This window comes from Bradyrhizobium sp. HKCCYLS20291, from assembly GCF_051167715.1.
Classification (GTDB): Bacteria; Pseudomonadota; Alphaproteobacteria; order Rhizobiales; family Xanthobacteraceae; genus Bradyrhizobium.
The window spans coordinates 391,562-407,081 of the sequence record NZ_JBNPTO010000002.1; the positions used below are offsets into that span (position 1 = coordinate 391,562).

The following is a 15,520-nucleotide window of genomic DNA, read 5'->3' on the forward strand; positions in this document are numbered from 1 at the left end:
TACATCAGTCTAGTTTCAAACCACCGGCGGTCCAGCGCGACGTATCAGCCCAGGACGAGATGATTGTGACGGACGCGTTCCTCGATACCTGCCTGCGGCTGCCGCCGAGGCGTTGATCGCCGTTCAACGCGCCGTGAGCCTTGACCGACATCAAAGGCGCAAGGTGCAGCATGATCTATCCCGCCAAACGTGGCCCACAAGGAGGCTCGTCATGCGCGCGATGGTGCTGCAAAAGCCGGGCACCCCCCTCCAGTCCAGCCATCTCGCGGACCCCGAGCCGGGTCCTGCCGAGATTCGCGTCAGGGTCAGCGCATGCGGTGTGTGCCGTACCGATCTGCATCTGTGCGATGGCGAGCTTCCCGACATCCCCTACCCCATCATTCCCGGACACGAGATCGTCGGCCACATCGATCGAATCGGACTTGCCGTGACGACACACAGGCTGGGCGACCGGGTCGGCATTCCCTGGCTGGGCCACACCTGCGGGCACTGCACGTTCTGCCAGCATGGCATGGAGAATCTGTGCGACGAGCCTACGTTTACCGGTTACACGCGCCACGGCGGCTATGCGACCTACGCGATCGCGGATGCGCGCTACGCATTTCCGCTCGAGGGCCCGATCGATGACGTGACCGCCGCGCCGTTGCTGTGTGCCGGCCTGATCGGCTGGAGATCCCTGGTCATGACGGGCGAAGCACAACGGCTTGGCATTTATGGCTTCGGCGCAGCCGGTCACATCGTTGCCCAGGTCGCCCGCCGGCAAGGGCGGCAGATCTATGCCTTCACCCGAAACGGGGACCTTGAGGCACAGGCTCTTGCCCAGCAGCTGGGCGCCACATGGGCCGGCGGATCAGACCATCTGCCTGACGTAGCTCTCGATGCAGCCATCATCTATGCCGCTGCCGGCGAGCTCGTTCCAGCGGCGCTTCGGGCCGTTCGCAAGGGCGGGCGGGTCGTGTGCGCGGGCATCCACATGAGCGACATCCCCAGTTTTCCATATTCTCTTCTCTGGGGAGAGCGCCATGTGATGTCCGTTGCCAACCTGACGAGGCAGGATGGCCTCGACTTCCTGCGCGTTGCCCGGGAGGCTCAAATCCGGCCTCATACGACCGCTTATCCGCTCTCCGATGCGAACGCCGTTCTTGCTCGCTTGCGCGCGGGTGACATACTCGGAGCGGCCGTCCTCGTCCCAGACAATTGAACGATTCGGAGCGCAACAGCGCCCATGGTGTCTCCATCCGATCAGGACCTCGTGTTCTCGTTCTTGAGCGATACGAACCTTCATCCCGGGGTTCGCCGCATCGACACGCACGCCGCGTCCGTTTTCCTGCTCGGCGACCGCGCGCTGAAGATCAAGCGGGCGATTCGGTTGCCCTTTCTCGACTATTCGACGCTCTCGCTGCGAAAGGCGGCGTGCACGAAGGAGATCGAGATCAATCGTCCGTTTGCGCCGGATATCTACCGTAGAGTAGCTGCAATCACCAAGACCTCGGACGGAAAGCTCGCTATCGATGGGACCGGCACAGCTATTGAGTATGCCGTTGAGATGCGTCGCTTCGATGACAGTCAGACGCTTGATCATCTAGCAAGAGACCATCAGATCAGCGCCGACACGGCGTCGTTGCTGGCCGACACCATCGCCACGTCACACCAGCTCGCGATTCGATTTGCGTCCAGCACGTGGATCGATTCAATCCCGCGGTGGATTGACGCGTTCATCACGAGCTTCAGAGCCAGCCGCCGATTTGACGTGACGGAAATCGATGAGCTCGAACTTGCTTGCCGTTCAACCCTCGCACGGCTGAAACCGCTGCTTCAGCAACGTGCTGACGCGGGGTACGTCCGGCGCTGCCATGGCGATCTCCATTTGGCAAACATCGTCATGGTCGACGACAAGCCGGTACTGTTCGATGCCATCGAATTCGACGACCGGATCGCCATCATCGACGTCCTCTATGACCTCGCTTTTCCGCTGATGGACCTGCTTCATTTTGAGCAGTCTGCCGCGGCCAATCAGCTTCTGAACTCCTATGTCTTCGTTTCATCGCCTGACGAGATGGAGGGCCTGGCCGCATTGCCGCTTTTCATGGCCATTCGCGCAGCCATCCGGGCCCAGGTTTTTCTGGCGAAACTCGACCGCGACCAAGCTGATCACTCTGAAGCCGATCGCTCCGAAATATTCGATACCGCCAACAGATACTTTCATTTGGCGCGCAGGCTGATTTCACCGGCGCCACCACTGATGATCGCGATTGGCGGCCTCTCGGGAACCGGGAAGTCCGCTTTGGCACGGGCGCTTGCGCCACTGACGATACCGCCGCCCGGCGCAATCGTTCTGCGCAGCGACGTTCTGCGCAAGCAATTGGCTGGCGTCGCGCAAACCGATCGCCTACCGAAAGCGGCCTATACGGCTGAGGCGAGCGCGGAGGTTTATCGCGAGTTGATGAACCGGGCTGCCCGCTTACTGGCCCAAGGGGTCACGGTCATCGTCGACGCCGTGTTTGCGAAGCAGAACGAGCGAACCGATATCCAGGCGCTCGCGAAGCGATTGAACGTTCCGTTCTCCGGGCTCTTTCTCGTCGCAGACCTGCGCATCCGGAAGGAGCGGATCCACCATCGGGTCAACGACGCCTCCGATGCGACAACCACCGTCGCCGAGGGGCAGGAAGGCTACGACCTCGGCGCCCTGGATTGGCTGCAAGTCGACGCCTCGGGGAGCCCAGAACAGACTTTGCGTCGGAGCCTAGCCTTGCTCGGGCTGCGAAATTGAACTCCGATGGGTGAAATCGCGAGAGCGGCGGCGGCGCGCTTTCACGTGTGCACATAGTCTCCCGGCGCGCAGCCAAGGTCGGTCGAGCCCTCGATTCCGACCTGCGGCGGCTGGCCCGGCACTCCTGAATGCTGGCCTAGCCAGCTGAACCAGGTCGGCCACCACGATTCGTCGATCCGAGGGGAGGTCTTCTGCCACTCGTCCGGCCCGAGATATGGCGCATCGGCGGCCTTGGTCCGCACCTGATGTGAATGTCCGGGCTCATCCGGCGGAGCCACGATGCCCGCATTATGCCCGCCGCTCGCCAGCACGAATGTCACGTCCGCATCGACCTCGTAGTGGATCTTGTAGGTCGACCGCCAGGGCGCGACGTGGTCGCGCACCGTCCCGACCACGAACATTGGCGTGTGAATGTCCGACAGAGCCACCGGCTTGCCCTCGACCTGATAGCGGCCCTCGGCAAGATCATTGTTCAAGAACAGCTTACGCAGGTATTCCGAATGCATCCGATATGGCAGGCGGGTCGCGTCTGCGTTCCAGGCCATCAGGTCGCTCGGATTCGCTCGCTCGCCGAGCAGATAGTCGCGCGAAACCCGCGACCAGATCAGGTCGTTGGAGCGCAACAGCTGAAATGCTCCAGCCATCTGAGTGGTGTCGAGATAGCCTCGCTCCCACATCATGTCTTCAAGGAACGCAACCTGGCTTTCGTTGATGAAGAGCGTCAGCTCGCCAGCTTCCGTGAAATCGGTCTGAGCCGCGAACAGCGTGATCGTCTTCAGACGATCATCCCCGTCCCGCGCCATGGCGGCCGCCGTAATCGACAGAAGCGTCCCTCCAAGGCAATAGCCCGCAGCATGGATCGGCACATTCGGCACGATCCTCCCGATAACGTCCAAGGCGGACATGACGCCAAACGAGCGATAATCGTCGAACGCGAGGTTGCGATCTTCCGCTCCTGGATTCCGCCAGGAGATCATGAAAACCGTGAACCCCTGATCCGTAAGGTGCTTAACCAGCGAATTGTGCGGCGACAGATCCAGGATGTAGTACTTCATGATCCAGGCCGGCACGATCAGGACGGGTTCGGGCCGCACCATCTCCGTCGTCGGCGCGTACTGGATCAGTTCGATCAATTTGTTGCGAAACACGATCTTGCCGGGCGCGGTGGCGACCGTCTCTCCGACGACGAAGTCCGGCGTGCCGCGCGAGGATCCGCCGGGCTGCAAAACCTGCATGAGGTCGCTGAGCCAGTTCTGCCAGCCGAAAACGAGATTTTCCCCGCCGCTCCGAAGCGACTTTTCGATCACCTCAGGGTTGGTCGCCGCGAAGTTCGACGGCGCGAACGTGTCGAGCAGCTGACGAATGGAAAAGTCGACGACGGCCTCGTTGGCAGGGTCGACGCCGCGCACGCCGGTGGTCGCCTTGTGCCACCAATCTTCCCCGAGCAGGAAAGCCTGGGCGAACAGGTTGAACGGCTGCGTGGCCCATTGCGGCTTTGAAAAGCGGCGATCCGTCGGCTGGGGCTTGATCAGGTCCCATGGTTGACGGTTCGGATCGGCAAAATGCACTGAACGCTCAGCGATCTTCCTCAAGGCCTGAAATGCCTGGTGCGCAACATCGATTTGACGCTGCGGCGCAGCCGCCAGATGACATGCCCAATCGAGATACGCCATCGACAGCGCCGCCGGCGAGATTCCGCCGGTCATCCGCGCCAGAACCGCGCTGAATGCCTTGTCCAGCTCATGATCCTCACGGCTGAATTCGCGGCCATCGGTGCCCGCGTCTAGCGAAATCGGCCTCGCTTCGGGCATCGCGAGCTGATCCGGCATCTTCGACGGAGGCATCTCATCTTTGGAAATCGCGTCGCCGCCTTGGACGACAACATCGTTGACGACAACGTCCTTCTTGGCGTCGCGGCTGCGCCGAGCCGGCCGCGCACCACCTGCGTTCTTCAGTTTCGCCACCGTTGCCCCACGAGATTTACGCTCGCCTCAATGAGGCGCTGACCATGCTTGAAAAGCCGGTCGCAATCCCGCCTGACAAAGTCAATCTGATGCCGCCCGCATTCTTCGGCCATCGTCTGGATTCCCTTGACGGAATGCACACCGGCCAGCTTGGATGTGAATTCCGCGAGAAGATGAGTTTCCGTTCGAACGCGATCCAGCGCCTCGTTGCTGGCGAACAAGATCTCCTCCAGAATGATCTGCTGAGAACCGACCAGCAACTCGAGCGCATGCTTGTTGGACAGCGCAACACGTTCCGACAGTTCGGCCGTTTCGGCGGCTAGAGCCTTTGCCCCGGAGAGCTCGGACATGGCACCCCTCCTCTCGCTGATTTGGAGATGTTACATACCACCACCTCAGGCGGGAACCTTGAGCTGCATCAATGACAAGGCAGGCGCCCTTTTGACCTGCGTCAATTTACGACCGCGACGACGGATTATCTTTAAATAAGCCCTGACATTGGAGTACGCCATGCGCGCCCATCAGATCATGACTCGCCCCGTCATCACCGTCACTCCGGATACGTCCATCGTCGACGCGGCCAACATCATGCTTCAACGGCATGTCAGCGGCCTTCCCGTGGTGGAGGCGAACGGCAAGCTCGTTGGCGTCGTATCGGAAGGAGACTTCATCCGCCGGACCGAAATCGGCACGGGCCGGCAGCGCGGACGCTGGCTCCGCTTCATTCTCGGGCCCGGCAAATCAGCTGCCGACTTCGTTCACGAGCACGGACGCAGAGTGTCGGAAGTGATGACGAAGGCGCCCCTGACGATCACGGAAGACGCCGCCTTGGCGGAAATCGTAGAGCTGATGGAGAAGAACCACGTCAAACGATTGCCGGTGGTGAAGGGCGATCAGGTGGTGGGGATCGTGTCACGCGCCAATCTCTTGCAGGCCGTGGCCAGCCTCGGCCGGCAGGTTCCGGATCCGACCGCCGACGACGACCACATCCGCAATCGCGTCATCGATAGTCTGGAGAAGGCCGACTGGTGCCCGTTCGGCCTCTCGGTCATCGTGAAAGACGGCATCGTTCATCTGAGTGGCGTCATCACCGAAGAGCGATCAAGGCAGGCTGCGGTGGTCGCCGCCGAGAATGTATCGGGCGTCAAGAAGGTTCATGATCATCTGTGCTGGGTCGACACCATGTCCGGCATGTACTTGAACTCGCCCGAGGACGACGACATGGCGAAAGCCAGCTGAGGCCGGTTGCGAGCGGCGCGGCGTCCGATTCGGCGCCCGTCACGACGGATGTGCCGACAAGGTTCATGCCGAGCCTGCGCTTTTGCCAAAGACGCCGGCTTGGCGCAGGGTATCGATCGCTTGCTCGGTGTATCCTAATTTGTCGCGCAGGACGGCGAACGTATGCTCACCCAGGCGCGGCGCAGCGCTCGGCTCGACCGTTGGCGTCAATTGCATGGAGATCGCCGGCTCGATGTTGGGGATCGAGGTCGCCGTCGGGTGCGGAAGGCGACAAATGCGGTCGCGCGCGCGGACCTCTGGGGCATTGAAGGCCTGCTCGACCGTCCGAACGCGACCGACGGGAACGCCGGCCTGATTCATTCGGCTGATCCAGACGTCCATCGGTTCAGCTGCAAAAATCTCGGCGATCATCGCGCGCAGCTTGGCACGGTTGGTCCATCGCGCCTTGCGCGTGGCAAAGCGGGCATCGATCAGAAGATCCGGACGAGCAAACACCTCCGTCACCAGCCGGTGATAGAGCCGGTCGTTGGCACAGGCGACATAGAGCGGCCCGTCCGCAGCTTCGAACACGCCGACTGTCGGCGAGTCGTTGGGGGAATTCCCGGTCCGGGTCGGGTTCACCCCGTTCATCAGATAAGCCGTTCCGAAGAAGCCAGTCATGGCCAGCGCCACGTCGAACAGGGCCACTTCGACGTGCTGCCCACGACCGAGCCGATGCCTGGCGGCGAGCGCCAACAGGATGGCGTTGCAAGCGGACATGCCGGTTGCGAGGTCGACGATGGGCGGACCTGTCCGCACCGGCGGCCCATCAGCGAAACCATTGAGCGACATGAACCCGCTTTCTGCCTGCGTGATCGGATCGAAGCCCGATCGCCATGCGAACGGTCCCGTCCGGCCATAGGCCGAGATCGAGCAGTAGATCAGCCCAGGATTGGTGGCGGCGACACTCTGATAGTCCAGACCAAACTTCTCCATCACCGACGAGGAGAAGTTCTCGACCACCACATCGGCCTTCGCGATCAGCGCCCGCGCGACCTCTCTGGCCTGGGGAACGGCGAGATCCAGCACCATCCCCTGCTTGTTGCGGTTCAGACTCAGGAAGGCCGCGCTCTCGCCGCCGCGTTCGGCATGCTCGTATGCGCGGGTATCGTCGCCCTTGCCGGGCTGTTCGATCTTGATCACGTCGGCGCCGAAATCCGCCAACGTCTGCGTGCAGGCCGGCCCGGCGACGACGCGCGTAAAATCGATGACCAGAAGACCGGACAAGGCGGCCGGCGCATCGGCCGCCCGTGGTCCGCGGTCTGGCAGCGCGACCTCAGCCGGCATCCGGAACGTCCTTCCCCTTTACGTCGATCGTCGCGAGCGATCGCTCCTTCGTGATCCGGAGTGCTTTGCAGCGGCGCCGAATCCCCTATCGTTAGCTCAATCATGCCCGCGAAAAAAGCCCGCCGAATTTCCGCGCCTGCTGCAGTGCAAACGGCCCGGATCGCGCGATTACGGCTGGATCAGCTTGCGCCAGTACAGCGAGGTCGGCCACGCCCAGGGCTGCGCCGGCTGGAACAACACATATCCGCAGCGGATGAAGTTGTTCGCCGAGGCGACATTGCCCGTGGTGTCGGACACGATGCAGCAAAGTCCGGATCGTCGCGCGCGCCGCTCGATCGCCCGCATCATTCGGCGCTGCAGACCGCTGCCACGCACGTCGGGAACGACGCCTACTCTCGAGAGATATCCCACTCCGATGCCCATGATCGATGGGATCATGCCGGCAAAGGCAATCGGCCGCCCCATCTCCGTCGTCGTCCACCACTGTCCGACCTCGAAATTCGGCAGCGGCGCATGACCGAGAAACGAGCGCTCATGAAGGTCCTTCAGGGTTTCGAGGACATCCGGCTCGCACGCATCGACCTCCCTGATGCGGAAGCAGCGTTTCCGTTGCAAGTCCCGGCTTGGCATGGTCTACCTGCCGAGCACGACTTTGACGCCGAGCCAGATCGCTCCGACGAGACCGGTCGCAATCACCGTGATCACGGCCTTGAATGTATAGCTCTGGGCTTGTTCCACGCTCTTGCGCCAGCGCCGCAAATGCTGAAAATCGGCACGCAGCTCGGTGATGGTTTTCGACATGGGCCGTTCCCGGGGATTGCTGATGTCTAGGGTGATGGAGGTCGTCACGAGATCGCATCGGCGGCTGCGATCATCACGAGACCTATCAGGGCGAGCACGATCAAATAGGCGGTCATCGTCGTCTCCCCTGCGTGCAAAAAAGCGCGGCAGATCGCAGCCGGAGCGCGATCGTTTCGGGCGCGAACCCTATCCCTCTGCTCACGAGGGGCCGCAGCAGGCGCAGCGACGGTCGCCACGCCCGCGGACCGGCCGGTTCGCGCCGGCCGGCCAATATCTCCAACTTCAGTCGCGTTCTTGCGTGCCTGATCGACCAGGACAGCCCGTTAGGAACCGCCGTCAATGTTGTCGTAACAGCGCGTTGCGCGCGGCGAAGCAAGCAGGTTACGGCGAAGCTTGCGAGGGCAGACGCCTTCGGGCTCACCGCCAGTTATTTCTGAAAATCAGACAATGACACTATGCCGGTGATTTGCCCGACGTGTCAAATTTGATCGAAAGCCGGCGATTGAACCTTACGGTTTCAGTAACCGCACAGCGGGTTTCGGCCCCTCGCAAACAAAAAGCCCGCTGCCGGATGTCCGGCGCGGGCTCTATGATTTTTTCGATGGTGGCAAAATGCACCTGATTTGCCCGACGTGTCAAGCGCGGTGAGCTAGCGAAGCGTGAGCGCATCGCGAACTGCCCGTCGGGCCAACAGCAGAAGGAGATGTATCGATGTATGTCGTCGCGATCGCTCTTGCTGTCCTGTCCGCGCTGTTTTACGCCGCCGGGCAGCATCAGCTCGGCTCCGTCGGCAGCGATGTCTGCCACTATGGCAGCCTGTTCTGCGACAAGCCGCACTACATGATGACGAGCGCGGTGCTCGCCGGCCTGTGGGGCAAGTTCGTCAGCATGCGCTGAGCCGAGAACATGCCCAGTGCCGCGCCGGTCAGTTCTTGATCGCGTAGAGCGGCGTCCTCACCGTGAGCTGATAGACCGGCTTGGGCGCCCAGGCAATCTGCGCCGTGACGCCGAACAGCCGGTTGTCGTCATCGTCCATGCGATCAAGATCGAACCGGATCAGCGGCTGGGTATAGGATGCGATCGGCGTGATCGCGAGCAGCTGCGCGCCGCCGAACGACTGGAGCCCGACCCGCGCCGAGACCTTCCAGTTGTTGTCCCACTGATAGAAGCCGCCGACATAGCCGGCCGTGGTGTCGCCGACCCGTGCCAGCGAGGCGTCGACGTCGATATGCGTGTACTGGACGCCGGCGAGCCAGCCCCGCGTTTCGTCCGGGTCGAGCGCGTACTTCGCCTCGACGACGGTGTTGAACGAGGTGGTCGCGAGCGGCGAGGACGGCACCGCGCGCGTCACGGTCGACTGCAGCGTGACGGTCGGAAGCGCGCCGCCATTCTGCTGATAGACGTCGGCCTGAAAACCGAGAAACCAGCTCGTGACGGCGACGTCCGACCAGCCGGACAGACCGTTGTAGGATGCGCTGCCGGTGAAGCCGCCGTAGAGCGACAGCGAGTCGCCGAGATCGAAGGTGAGCGGGACATCGACCCCGACGCCCTGGTTGGTCGGCGCCGACAGCTGCGGCAGTCCGGGGAGCGGCGGCCGGTCGAGCAGCTTCCGCAACGTCGCGATCTGCGACAGGGTGCCGAACAGGGAACTCTCACCGAGGCCCGTCGACAGCCCGCCGCCGGGCACGTAGGCATAGTTCGTGCGAAAATCGATGTAGACGTTGGGCGCGTCCGATGATGCATCGTCCGCTTCGTCGTCTGGTGCGCCTTTCGCGTCCTTTGCTAGCGCGCGGCCGCTCGCGACCATCGCCGCGCAAGCCATCACGGCGAACACCAGCCGCAACGTCCGCGCACGCCCCCGCAACCATTGCTCAACCGCCATCTGACGTCCCCCAGCGGATGAATTATGCCGGGTCGAGGCGCCGCTTCAAGAGCCGGTGAGGACTCTTGCACGGCTTGCAGGGCACAGCCGAACGGACGGTTATCCGGTGGGGGCCTGTTCCGGACCCACAGGGCGCGCGGCCATGACCTGACGCAGCACGCGCGACAGCTCGTCGACCGAGTAGGGCTTGTGGATCAGGCTGAACCCATGGCGATCGCCGTCGGCCAGGATGTCGCTGTAGCCGCTGTTGAGCACGATCGGAATCGAGGGCAGCCGCCGGCGAATCTCCAGACCGAGCGTGACGCCATCCATGCCGGGCATCACGACGTCGCTGAGCACGAGATCGAACCCCGCCGGATTGGCCTCGATCATGCGCAGCGCGTCGTGACCACTACGCGCCAGCGCGGTCCTGTAGCCGAGGTCCTCGAGCAGCTGCGTCGAAAACTCGCCGATCTCCGGGTTGTCCTCGACGACCAGCACGTTCCATCGCGCAGCGAGCAGGTCCGGACTGCGCTCCGTCCGCTCATGCGGCCCGAGCGGCTTGCCGGTGAGCGGCAGCAGCAAGGTCAGCGTCGTTCCCCGGCCGACCTCGCTGTCGGCCAGCACCTGGCCACCCGACTGATGCACGAAGCCATAGACCTGCGACAAGCCCAAGCCGGTGCCGCGGCCGACTCCCTTGGTCGTGAAGAACGGCTCGAAGATCCGGCCGAGCTGCTCCGGAGGAATGCCACAGCCGGTGTCGCTGACGGCGATCGAGACGAATTGCACCTGTCCGGTCGGCCCATCCTGCCGCACGAGGTCACCGCGAATGGTCAGTACGCCGCGGCCACTCATCGCGTCCCGCGCATTTGCGACGAGGTTCACCAGTGCGGTATCGAACTGATTGACGTCGGCGTCCACCGGCAGCGGCCGGGCGCGCAGGTCGAGCTCGATCACGGCCGGTGCGCCGAGCACGGTCTGCAGCATCTCCGCGATCTGCTCGACATGTCTCGCCACATCGAACACCTGCCGCTCCATCGGCGTGCGGCGGGCGAACGCCAGCAGCTGTCCCGTCAGCTTGGCAGCCCGGTCCGCCGTATCGGAAATGGCATCCACGTAGCGGCGCATGCGCTCCGGCGGCAATTGACGCCGGCGCAGCAGGTCCGCCGAGGATCGGATCACGGTCAGGAGATTGTTGAAGTCGTGCGCGACCCCGCCCGTGAGCTGGCCGATCGCCTCCATCTTCTGCGCCTGCCGGAACGCCTCCTCAGCCTGGCGCCGCTCCGTCAGCTCGATCGCCTCGGGGACGATCGCCGCGACCTGGCCGTTCTCGTCACGCACGGGGCGCATCTGGAAGTCGAACCAGCGCAAGCCCCCGACCGGCAGGTCGAGCTGAATTTCCCGGCGCGCCACGTCACCTTGCGCGACGATCTCCACCAGCGAGCGGATCACGTCGGGCATGCCCGGCGTGCCCGTGAACCAGGGCGTCTCCCAGAACGGCTGCCCGGCGACCTCGTTCAACGGCGCGGCGATGGCCTCGAGCGACGTCGCATTGGCATCGAGCAGCGCGCCATCGCTGGACAGCAGCGCCTGGAACGTATAGCTCGCCTCGAACACCGTTCGAAGCCGCGCCTCCTTGGCCTGCAGCTCTGCGGTGCGCTCGGAGACCTGGAGCTCGAGCCGCTCGTTGAGCTCGCGCAACGTGGTCTCGGCCTCACGCCGCACCCGCGCGAGATCGATGTTGACCCGGACACGCGCGAGCAGCTCGCGCGCGCTGAACGGCTTGCTGAGGTAGTCGTTGGCGCCGGCGTCGAGCCCCTCGACCTTTGCCTCCTCGCCAGCCCGCGCGGACAACATCACCACCGGGATGTCACGTAGCTGCGGATCGCTGCGCAGGGTCCGCAGCAGCCCGAACCCGTCCAGCTCCGGCATCATCACGTCGGTCAGGACAAGATCAGGGCGGCGGCGGCGCACGGCGTCCAGGGCCGCCGAGCCATCGGCGACCGCCTCCACCTCGTAGTCCTGACCGAGCAGGCGACGCACGTAGTCGCGCATGTCCGGATTGTCGTCCGCGAGCACCACCCGGTCCCGACCGGCCGCGATCAGGGTCCGCAGTCCCAGATCGTCGGGCGACGACGCATTCGGCAGCTCGGGCGGCCGGCCTCCGTTCAGCCAGCCCAGAGCCTCGTCGAGATAGGCTTGCGCCCGCATGTTGGTCGTGACCTGCGTCCGCGACGACCCGAGCTGCCGCTGCGGCAGATGCGCCGTGCCGAGCGGCATTCGCACCGTGAAGACGGAGCCGCGTCCAAGCTCGCTTTCGGCGATGATCTCGCCGCCATGCAGCTTCACCAGCTCCTGGACCAGCGCAAGGCCGATGCCGCTGCCCTCGTAGGAGCGGCCCCGCGCCCCCTCGACCCGACGAAAACGCTCGAACAGATGCGGCAGCTCATCGGGCGGAATGCCGGTGCCGGTGTCACGAACCGCGATCTCTGCATGCTGCCCGTCCGCGGCCAATCCGACGGTAACGGCGATTTCGCCCTCGAAGGTGAACTTGAAGGCGTTGGAGACGAGGTTGAGAACGATCTTCTCCCACATGTCGCGATCGACATGCACGGGCTCGGGAAGAGGCTCCGCATCGATGGCAAGGCGCAGCCCGGCGCGGTCGGTCGCGGACCTGAAATTGGACACGAGCTCGGACGTCAGGGCCACGAGATCGACCGGCTCGAAGCTCGCGGTCATGCGACCGGCCTCGATCCTGGAAAAATCAAGCAGCGTGTTCACCAGCTTCAGGAGACGGATGCCGTTGCGATGGATGACGTTGAGCTCGGCCTGCTCGGCCGCGCCGAGCTGGGCATCCGAACGCGCGAGCATGTCTTCGAGCGGGCTCAACATCAACGTCAGCGGCGTGCGAAACTCATGACTGATGTTCGAGAAGAACGTCGTCTTGGCGCGATCGATTTCCGCCAGCGCCTCGGCGCGTCGCCGTTCCGCCTCGTACGCGGTGCCATTGCTGGCGGCAGCGGCGATCTGGCCAGCCACGAGGCTCAGGAAGCGGGCGTAGCTCTCATCGTAAAGGCGGAACGGATTCAGCCCGGCAATCACGAAGCCGCTGTCGCCGGTCTCGCCGGACATGACAATCGGAATCACCACCGCCTGTTGTGGCGGCTGTCGCCAGCCGCCACTCGGGAAGTCCACGCCGAACGTCTGGCGAAGATCGCGCACCACGACCGGCGCCTGCAGCCGCAGCGCTTCAGCGAGCGGCCAGGTCGCCTCCGGCCCGATCGGCAGGCGGTGCTGTACCGCGGGATGAGTCTCGTCGATGCCAGTGAGTGCGGCGAGCTGCGCATTGGCGCCATTCTCGTGGCTCATGTAGATCATCACGAACGGAAGATCGCGCGGCTCCTGGGCCAGGGCTTGGGCACAGCGCGCGCAGGCCTGGTCGAGGCTACGGGCCTCAGCTGCCGCATTGGCGAGCTCACGCAGCAGCGACAGTTGGCGCTCGCTGATGACGCGCTGCGTGTCATCGGTGTTGGCGCAGAAGATGCCACCTGGAGAGCCGTCATCGTCCGGAATCGGGCTATAGGAGAACGTGTAGTACGTCTCCTCGGGAAACCCGTTGCGCTCCATGATCAGGAGCTGCGCCTCGACATAGGTGCCCTGGTCGCCGCCGCTCGCCTTGGCCAGCAGCGGACCGATGTCCTCCCAAATCTCGTGCCAGACGACGGAGGTCGGACGTCCGAGCGCCCAGGGATGCTTGCCGCCGATGATCGGTTTGTAGGCGTCGTTGTAGAGGTAGATGAGCTCTTTTCCCCAGCCGATCCAGATCGGCTGCTGCGAGGTCAGCATGATCCTGACGGCCGTCTTCAGGCTCTGCGGCCAACGCTCCGGCGGCCCGATCGAGGTGCCACCCCAGTTGAACTGCAGCATCAGTCCGGCGAGCTCGCTGCCGCCGGAAAACAGCCTTTCGCGTTCGGCCGAGCCGTGTCCCTGATCCTCGGTTGATCGCCGTTGATCCGGCAAGCCTGCCCCCACTCCCTGATGCACCGAAGCTTGCAAACGCAGGTCCTCACCTCCGGTTCCCACAGCGGGAACAAAAAGAGGCCGTGCGACTTCGAGAGACATGCACTGCGCTCCCGGGGAAGTTCTGACATGACCATGATCGTTGCGTCCGAGCCGAACAAGCCGAAGCGATCCACCTGGAGCGTATTCAGGCTACTCGGCCCGGGTCTGGTGACCGGCGCCGCCGATGACGACCCATCGGGCATCGCGACCTACTCTCAGGCCGGCGCGCAGTTCGGCTACGGGCTGCTGTGGACGGTGTTTCTCACCACCCCGTTCATGATCGCCATCCAGCTCGTCAGCGCGCGGATCGGCCGCGTCACCGGCAAGGGACTGGCCGCCAACATCACCTCGCTGGCGCCGCGTTGGATCGTTCTCGTCCTCGTGGCCCTGCTCGTCGGCGCCAATACGTTCAACATCGCGGCCGACATCGCCGCGATGGCGGAGTCGCTGTCGTTGGTGATCGGCGGGCTCAACCACGAACACGCGCTGATCTTCGCGGCGGCGTCCACGCTGCTGCAGGTGTTCCTGCCCTACCGACGCTACGCGCCGGTCATCAAGGTGCTCACGCTGTCGCTGTTCGCCTACGTGGCCACGGCGCTGATGGTCAAAGTGCCCTGGGGCACCGCGCTGCTGGCGGCGGTCTGGCCGTCTCCGTCCACCGATCCGGATTACCTGCTGACGGTGGTCGCCGTGCTGGGCACCACGATCAGTCCCTATCTGTTCTTCTGGCAGGCCTCCCAGGAGGTCGAGGAGATGAACCAGGGCAAGGTGGACCGTCCGCTCCGCGAGCTGTCGAAGAAGACTCATCCGGAGCTGCGGCGGATGAGGATCGACACGACGATCGGCATGATCTTCTCGAACGCGATCGCCTTCTTCATCATCCTGACGACGGCCACCGTTCTGCACGCCAATGGCGTCACGCATATCGATTCGGCGGCGCAGGCGGCCGACGCGCTGCGTCCGCTCGCAGGGGACTTCACCTTCCTGCTGTTTGCCCTCGGCATCATCGGTACCGGCATGCTGGCCATTCCCGTGCTGGCGGGCTCCGCCGCCTATGGCGTTGCCGAGATCTTCGGCTGGCATGCGACGTTGGAAGCCAAGCCCGACGAGGCCGTCGGCTTCTACAGCATCATCGCTGCAGCCACCCTCATCGGCTTCGGCCTCGGCTTCACCGGCATCGATTCGATCCACATGCTGGTGTGGAGCGCCGTGCGCAACGGCATCGTCGCGGTCCCGATCATGGCGATGATGATGGTGATCGTATCGAACGCCGAACTGATGGGCCGTTTCCGCGCCCGCTCCTGGCTGATCGCCCTGGGTTGGGTCGGCACCGCGGTCATGGCGGTGGCCGTCCTGGCGCTGCTGTGGTCGTTCGTCACAGGGCGCGCCTAGCCTCCAACCACAACGTCGATTCGCGTACATCCAACGCAGTTGCACAACGTCATTGGTGCAATGCGGCGCGGAAAGTGTGGTAACAGACCGGTCCCGCCACGCTGC

General features: G+C 63.8%; 13 protein-coding genes. 5 read left to right on the top strand and 8 right to left on the bottom strand.

Annotated elements, in window-relative coordinates; genetic code table 11:
* Positions 1-4: 4 nt before the first annotated feature.
* Entirely contained in the window at positions 5-172 is a 168-nt protein-coding gene (locus ACQR07_RS05770; protein WP_434870372.1) for a hypothetical protein, read from the bottom strand.
* 39 nt (positions 173-211) lie between these two features.
* Between ACQR07_RS05770 and ACQR07_RS05775 the strand changes: the two genes are divergently transcribed.
* Both ACQR07_RS05775 and ACQR07_RS05780 read left to right on the top strand, forming a co-directional pair.
* On the top strand, positions 212-1,201 hold the full coding sequence (locus ACQR07_RS05775; protein WP_434901375.1) for a zinc-dependent alcohol dehydrogenase family protein: 990 nt from the start codon (positions 212-214) through the stop codon (positions 1,199-1,201).
* Positions 1,202-1,225: 24 nt separating this feature from the next.
* On the top strand, positions 1,226-2,770 hold the full coding sequence (locus tag ACQR07_RS05780; protein WP_434901376.1) for an AAA family ATPase: 1,545 nt from the start codon (positions 1,226-1,228) through the stop codon (positions 2,768-2,770).
* 41 nt (positions 2,771-2,811) lie between these two features.
* On the opposite strand, the gene ACQR07_RS05785 is transcribed toward ACQR07_RS05780, so the two are convergent.
* A complete protein-coding gene (locus ACQR07_RS05785) occupies positions 2,812-4,581 on the bottom strand; it encodes a PHA/PHB synthase family protein (protein ID WP_434901758.1) in 1,770 nt (589 codons plus the stop codon).
* A 140-nt stretch (positions 4,582-4,721) separates the two neighbouring features.
* Entirely contained in the window at positions 4,722-5,084 is a 363-nt protein-coding gene (locus tag ACQR07_RS05790; protein ID WP_434901377.1) for a hypothetical protein, read from the bottom strand.
* A gap of 160 nt (positions 5,085-5,244) precedes the next feature.
* Between ACQR07_RS05790 and ACQR07_RS05795 the strand changes: the two genes are divergently transcribed.
* Positions 5,245-5,973, top strand: a complete 729-nt coding sequence (locus ACQR07_RS05795; RefSeq protein ID WP_434901378.1) for a CBS domain-containing protein — start codon at positions 5,245-5,247, stop codon at positions 5,971-5,973.
* Positions 5,974-6,036: 63 nt separating this feature from the next.
* Here ACQR07_RS05795 and ACQR07_RS05800 read toward each other — a convergent pair whose 3' ends face one another.
* The 3 genes from ACQR07_RS05800 to ACQR07_RS05810 all read right to left on the bottom strand — a co-directional run bounded on the left by ACQR07_RS05800 (position 6,037) and on the right by ACQR07_RS05810 (position 8,148).
* Positions 6,037-7,299: a CaiB/BaiF CoA transferase family protein gene (locus tag ACQR07_RS05800; RefSeq protein WP_434901379.1), complete on the bottom strand. Its 1,263-nt coding sequence runs from the start codon at positions 7,297-7,299 to the stop codon at positions 6,037-6,039.
* A 168-nt stretch (positions 7,300-7,467) separates the two neighbouring features.
* Positions 7,468-7,914: a GNAT family N-acetyltransferase gene (locus ACQR07_RS05805; protein WP_434901380.1), complete on the bottom strand. Its 447-nt coding sequence runs from the start codon at positions 7,912-7,914 to the stop codon at positions 7,468-7,470.
* Between the two features lie 18 nt (positions 7,915-7,932).
* Positions 7,933-8,148, bottom strand: coding sequence for a hypothetical protein (locus ACQR07_RS05810; protein ID WP_434901779.1), 216 nt, complete (start codon positions 8,146-8,148; stop codon positions 7,933-7,935).
* Positions 8,149-8,811: 663 nt separating this feature from the next.
* Here ACQR07_RS05810 and ACQR07_RS05815 point away from each other — a divergent pair.
* Positions 8,812-8,997 (top strand): hypothetical protein, encoded by a 186-nt coding sequence (locus ACQR07_RS05815; RefSeq protein ID WP_434870379.1) that lies wholly within the window; start codon positions 8,812-8,814, stop codon positions 8,995-8,997.
* 28 nt (positions 8,998-9,025) lie between these two features.
* Here ACQR07_RS05815 and ACQR07_RS05820 read toward each other — a convergent pair whose 3' ends face one another.
* Both ACQR07_RS05820 and ACQR07_RS05825 read right to left on the bottom strand, forming a co-directional pair.
* Positions 9,026-9,982, bottom strand: coding sequence for a hypothetical protein (locus ACQR07_RS05820; protein WP_434901381.1), 957 nt, complete (start codon positions 9,980-9,982; stop codon positions 9,026-9,028).
* 99 nt (positions 9,983-10,081) lie between these two features.
* Positions 10,082-13,981 carry an ATP-binding protein gene (locus ACQR07_RS05825; protein WP_434901382.1) on the bottom strand — a complete coding sequence of 1,300 codons (3,900 nt, stop codon included), beginning with the start codon at positions 13,979-13,981 and terminating at the stop codon, positions 10,082-10,084.
* A gap of 129 nt (positions 13,982-14,110) precedes the next feature.
* Between ACQR07_RS05825 and ACQR07_RS05830 the strand changes: the two genes are divergently transcribed.
* A complete protein-coding gene (locus ACQR07_RS05830) occupies positions 14,111-15,415 on the top strand; it encodes an NRAMP family divalent metal transporter (protein WP_434901383.1) in 1,305 nt (434 codons plus the stop codon).
* The last annotated feature ends 105 nt before the right edge of the window (positions 15,416-15,520 follow it).

Excerpts from the sequence above, each read along its gene's own strand:
- ACQR07_RS05770 (WP_434870372.1), bottom strand. The coding sequence starts at position 172 with ATGCTGCACCTTGCGCCTTTGATGTCGGTCAAGGCTCACGGCGCGTTG.
- ACQR07_RS05775 (WP_434901375.1), top strand. The coding sequence starts at position 212 with ATGCGCGCGATGGTGCTGCAAAAGCCGGGCACCCCCCTCCAGTCCAGC.
- ACQR07_RS05780 (WP_434901376.1), top strand. The coding sequence starts at position 1,226 with ATGGTGTCTCCATCCGATCAGGACCTCGTGTTCTCGTTCTTGAGCGAT.
- ACQR07_RS05785 (WP_434901758.1), bottom strand. The coding sequence starts at position 4,581 with ATGCCCGAAGCGAGGCCGATTTCGCTAGACGCGGGCACCGATGGCCGC.
- ACQR07_RS05790 (WP_434901377.1), bottom strand. The coding sequence starts at position 5,084 with ATGTCCGAGCTCTCCGGGGCAAAGGCTCTAGCCGCCGAAACGGCCGAA.
- ACQR07_RS05795 (WP_434901378.1), top strand. The coding sequence starts at position 5,245 with ATGCGCGCCCATCAGATCATGACTCGCCCCGTCATCACCGTCACTCCG.
- ACQR07_RS05800 (WP_434901379.1), bottom strand. The coding sequence starts at position 7,299 with ATGCCGGCTGAGGTCGCGCTGCCAGACCGCGGACCACGGGCGGCCGAT.
- ACQR07_RS05815 (WP_434870379.1), top strand. The coding sequence starts at position 8,812 with ATGTATGTCGTCGCGATCGCTCTTGCTGTCCTGTCCGCGCTGTTTTAC.
- ACQR07_RS05820 (WP_434901381.1), bottom strand. The coding sequence starts at position 9,982 with ATGGCGGTTGAGCAATGGTTGCGGGGGCGTGCGCGGACGTTGCGGCTG.
- ACQR07_RS05830 (WP_434901383.1), top strand. The coding sequence starts at position 14,111 with ATGACCATGATCGTTGCGTCCGAGCCGAACAAGCCGAAGCGATCCACC.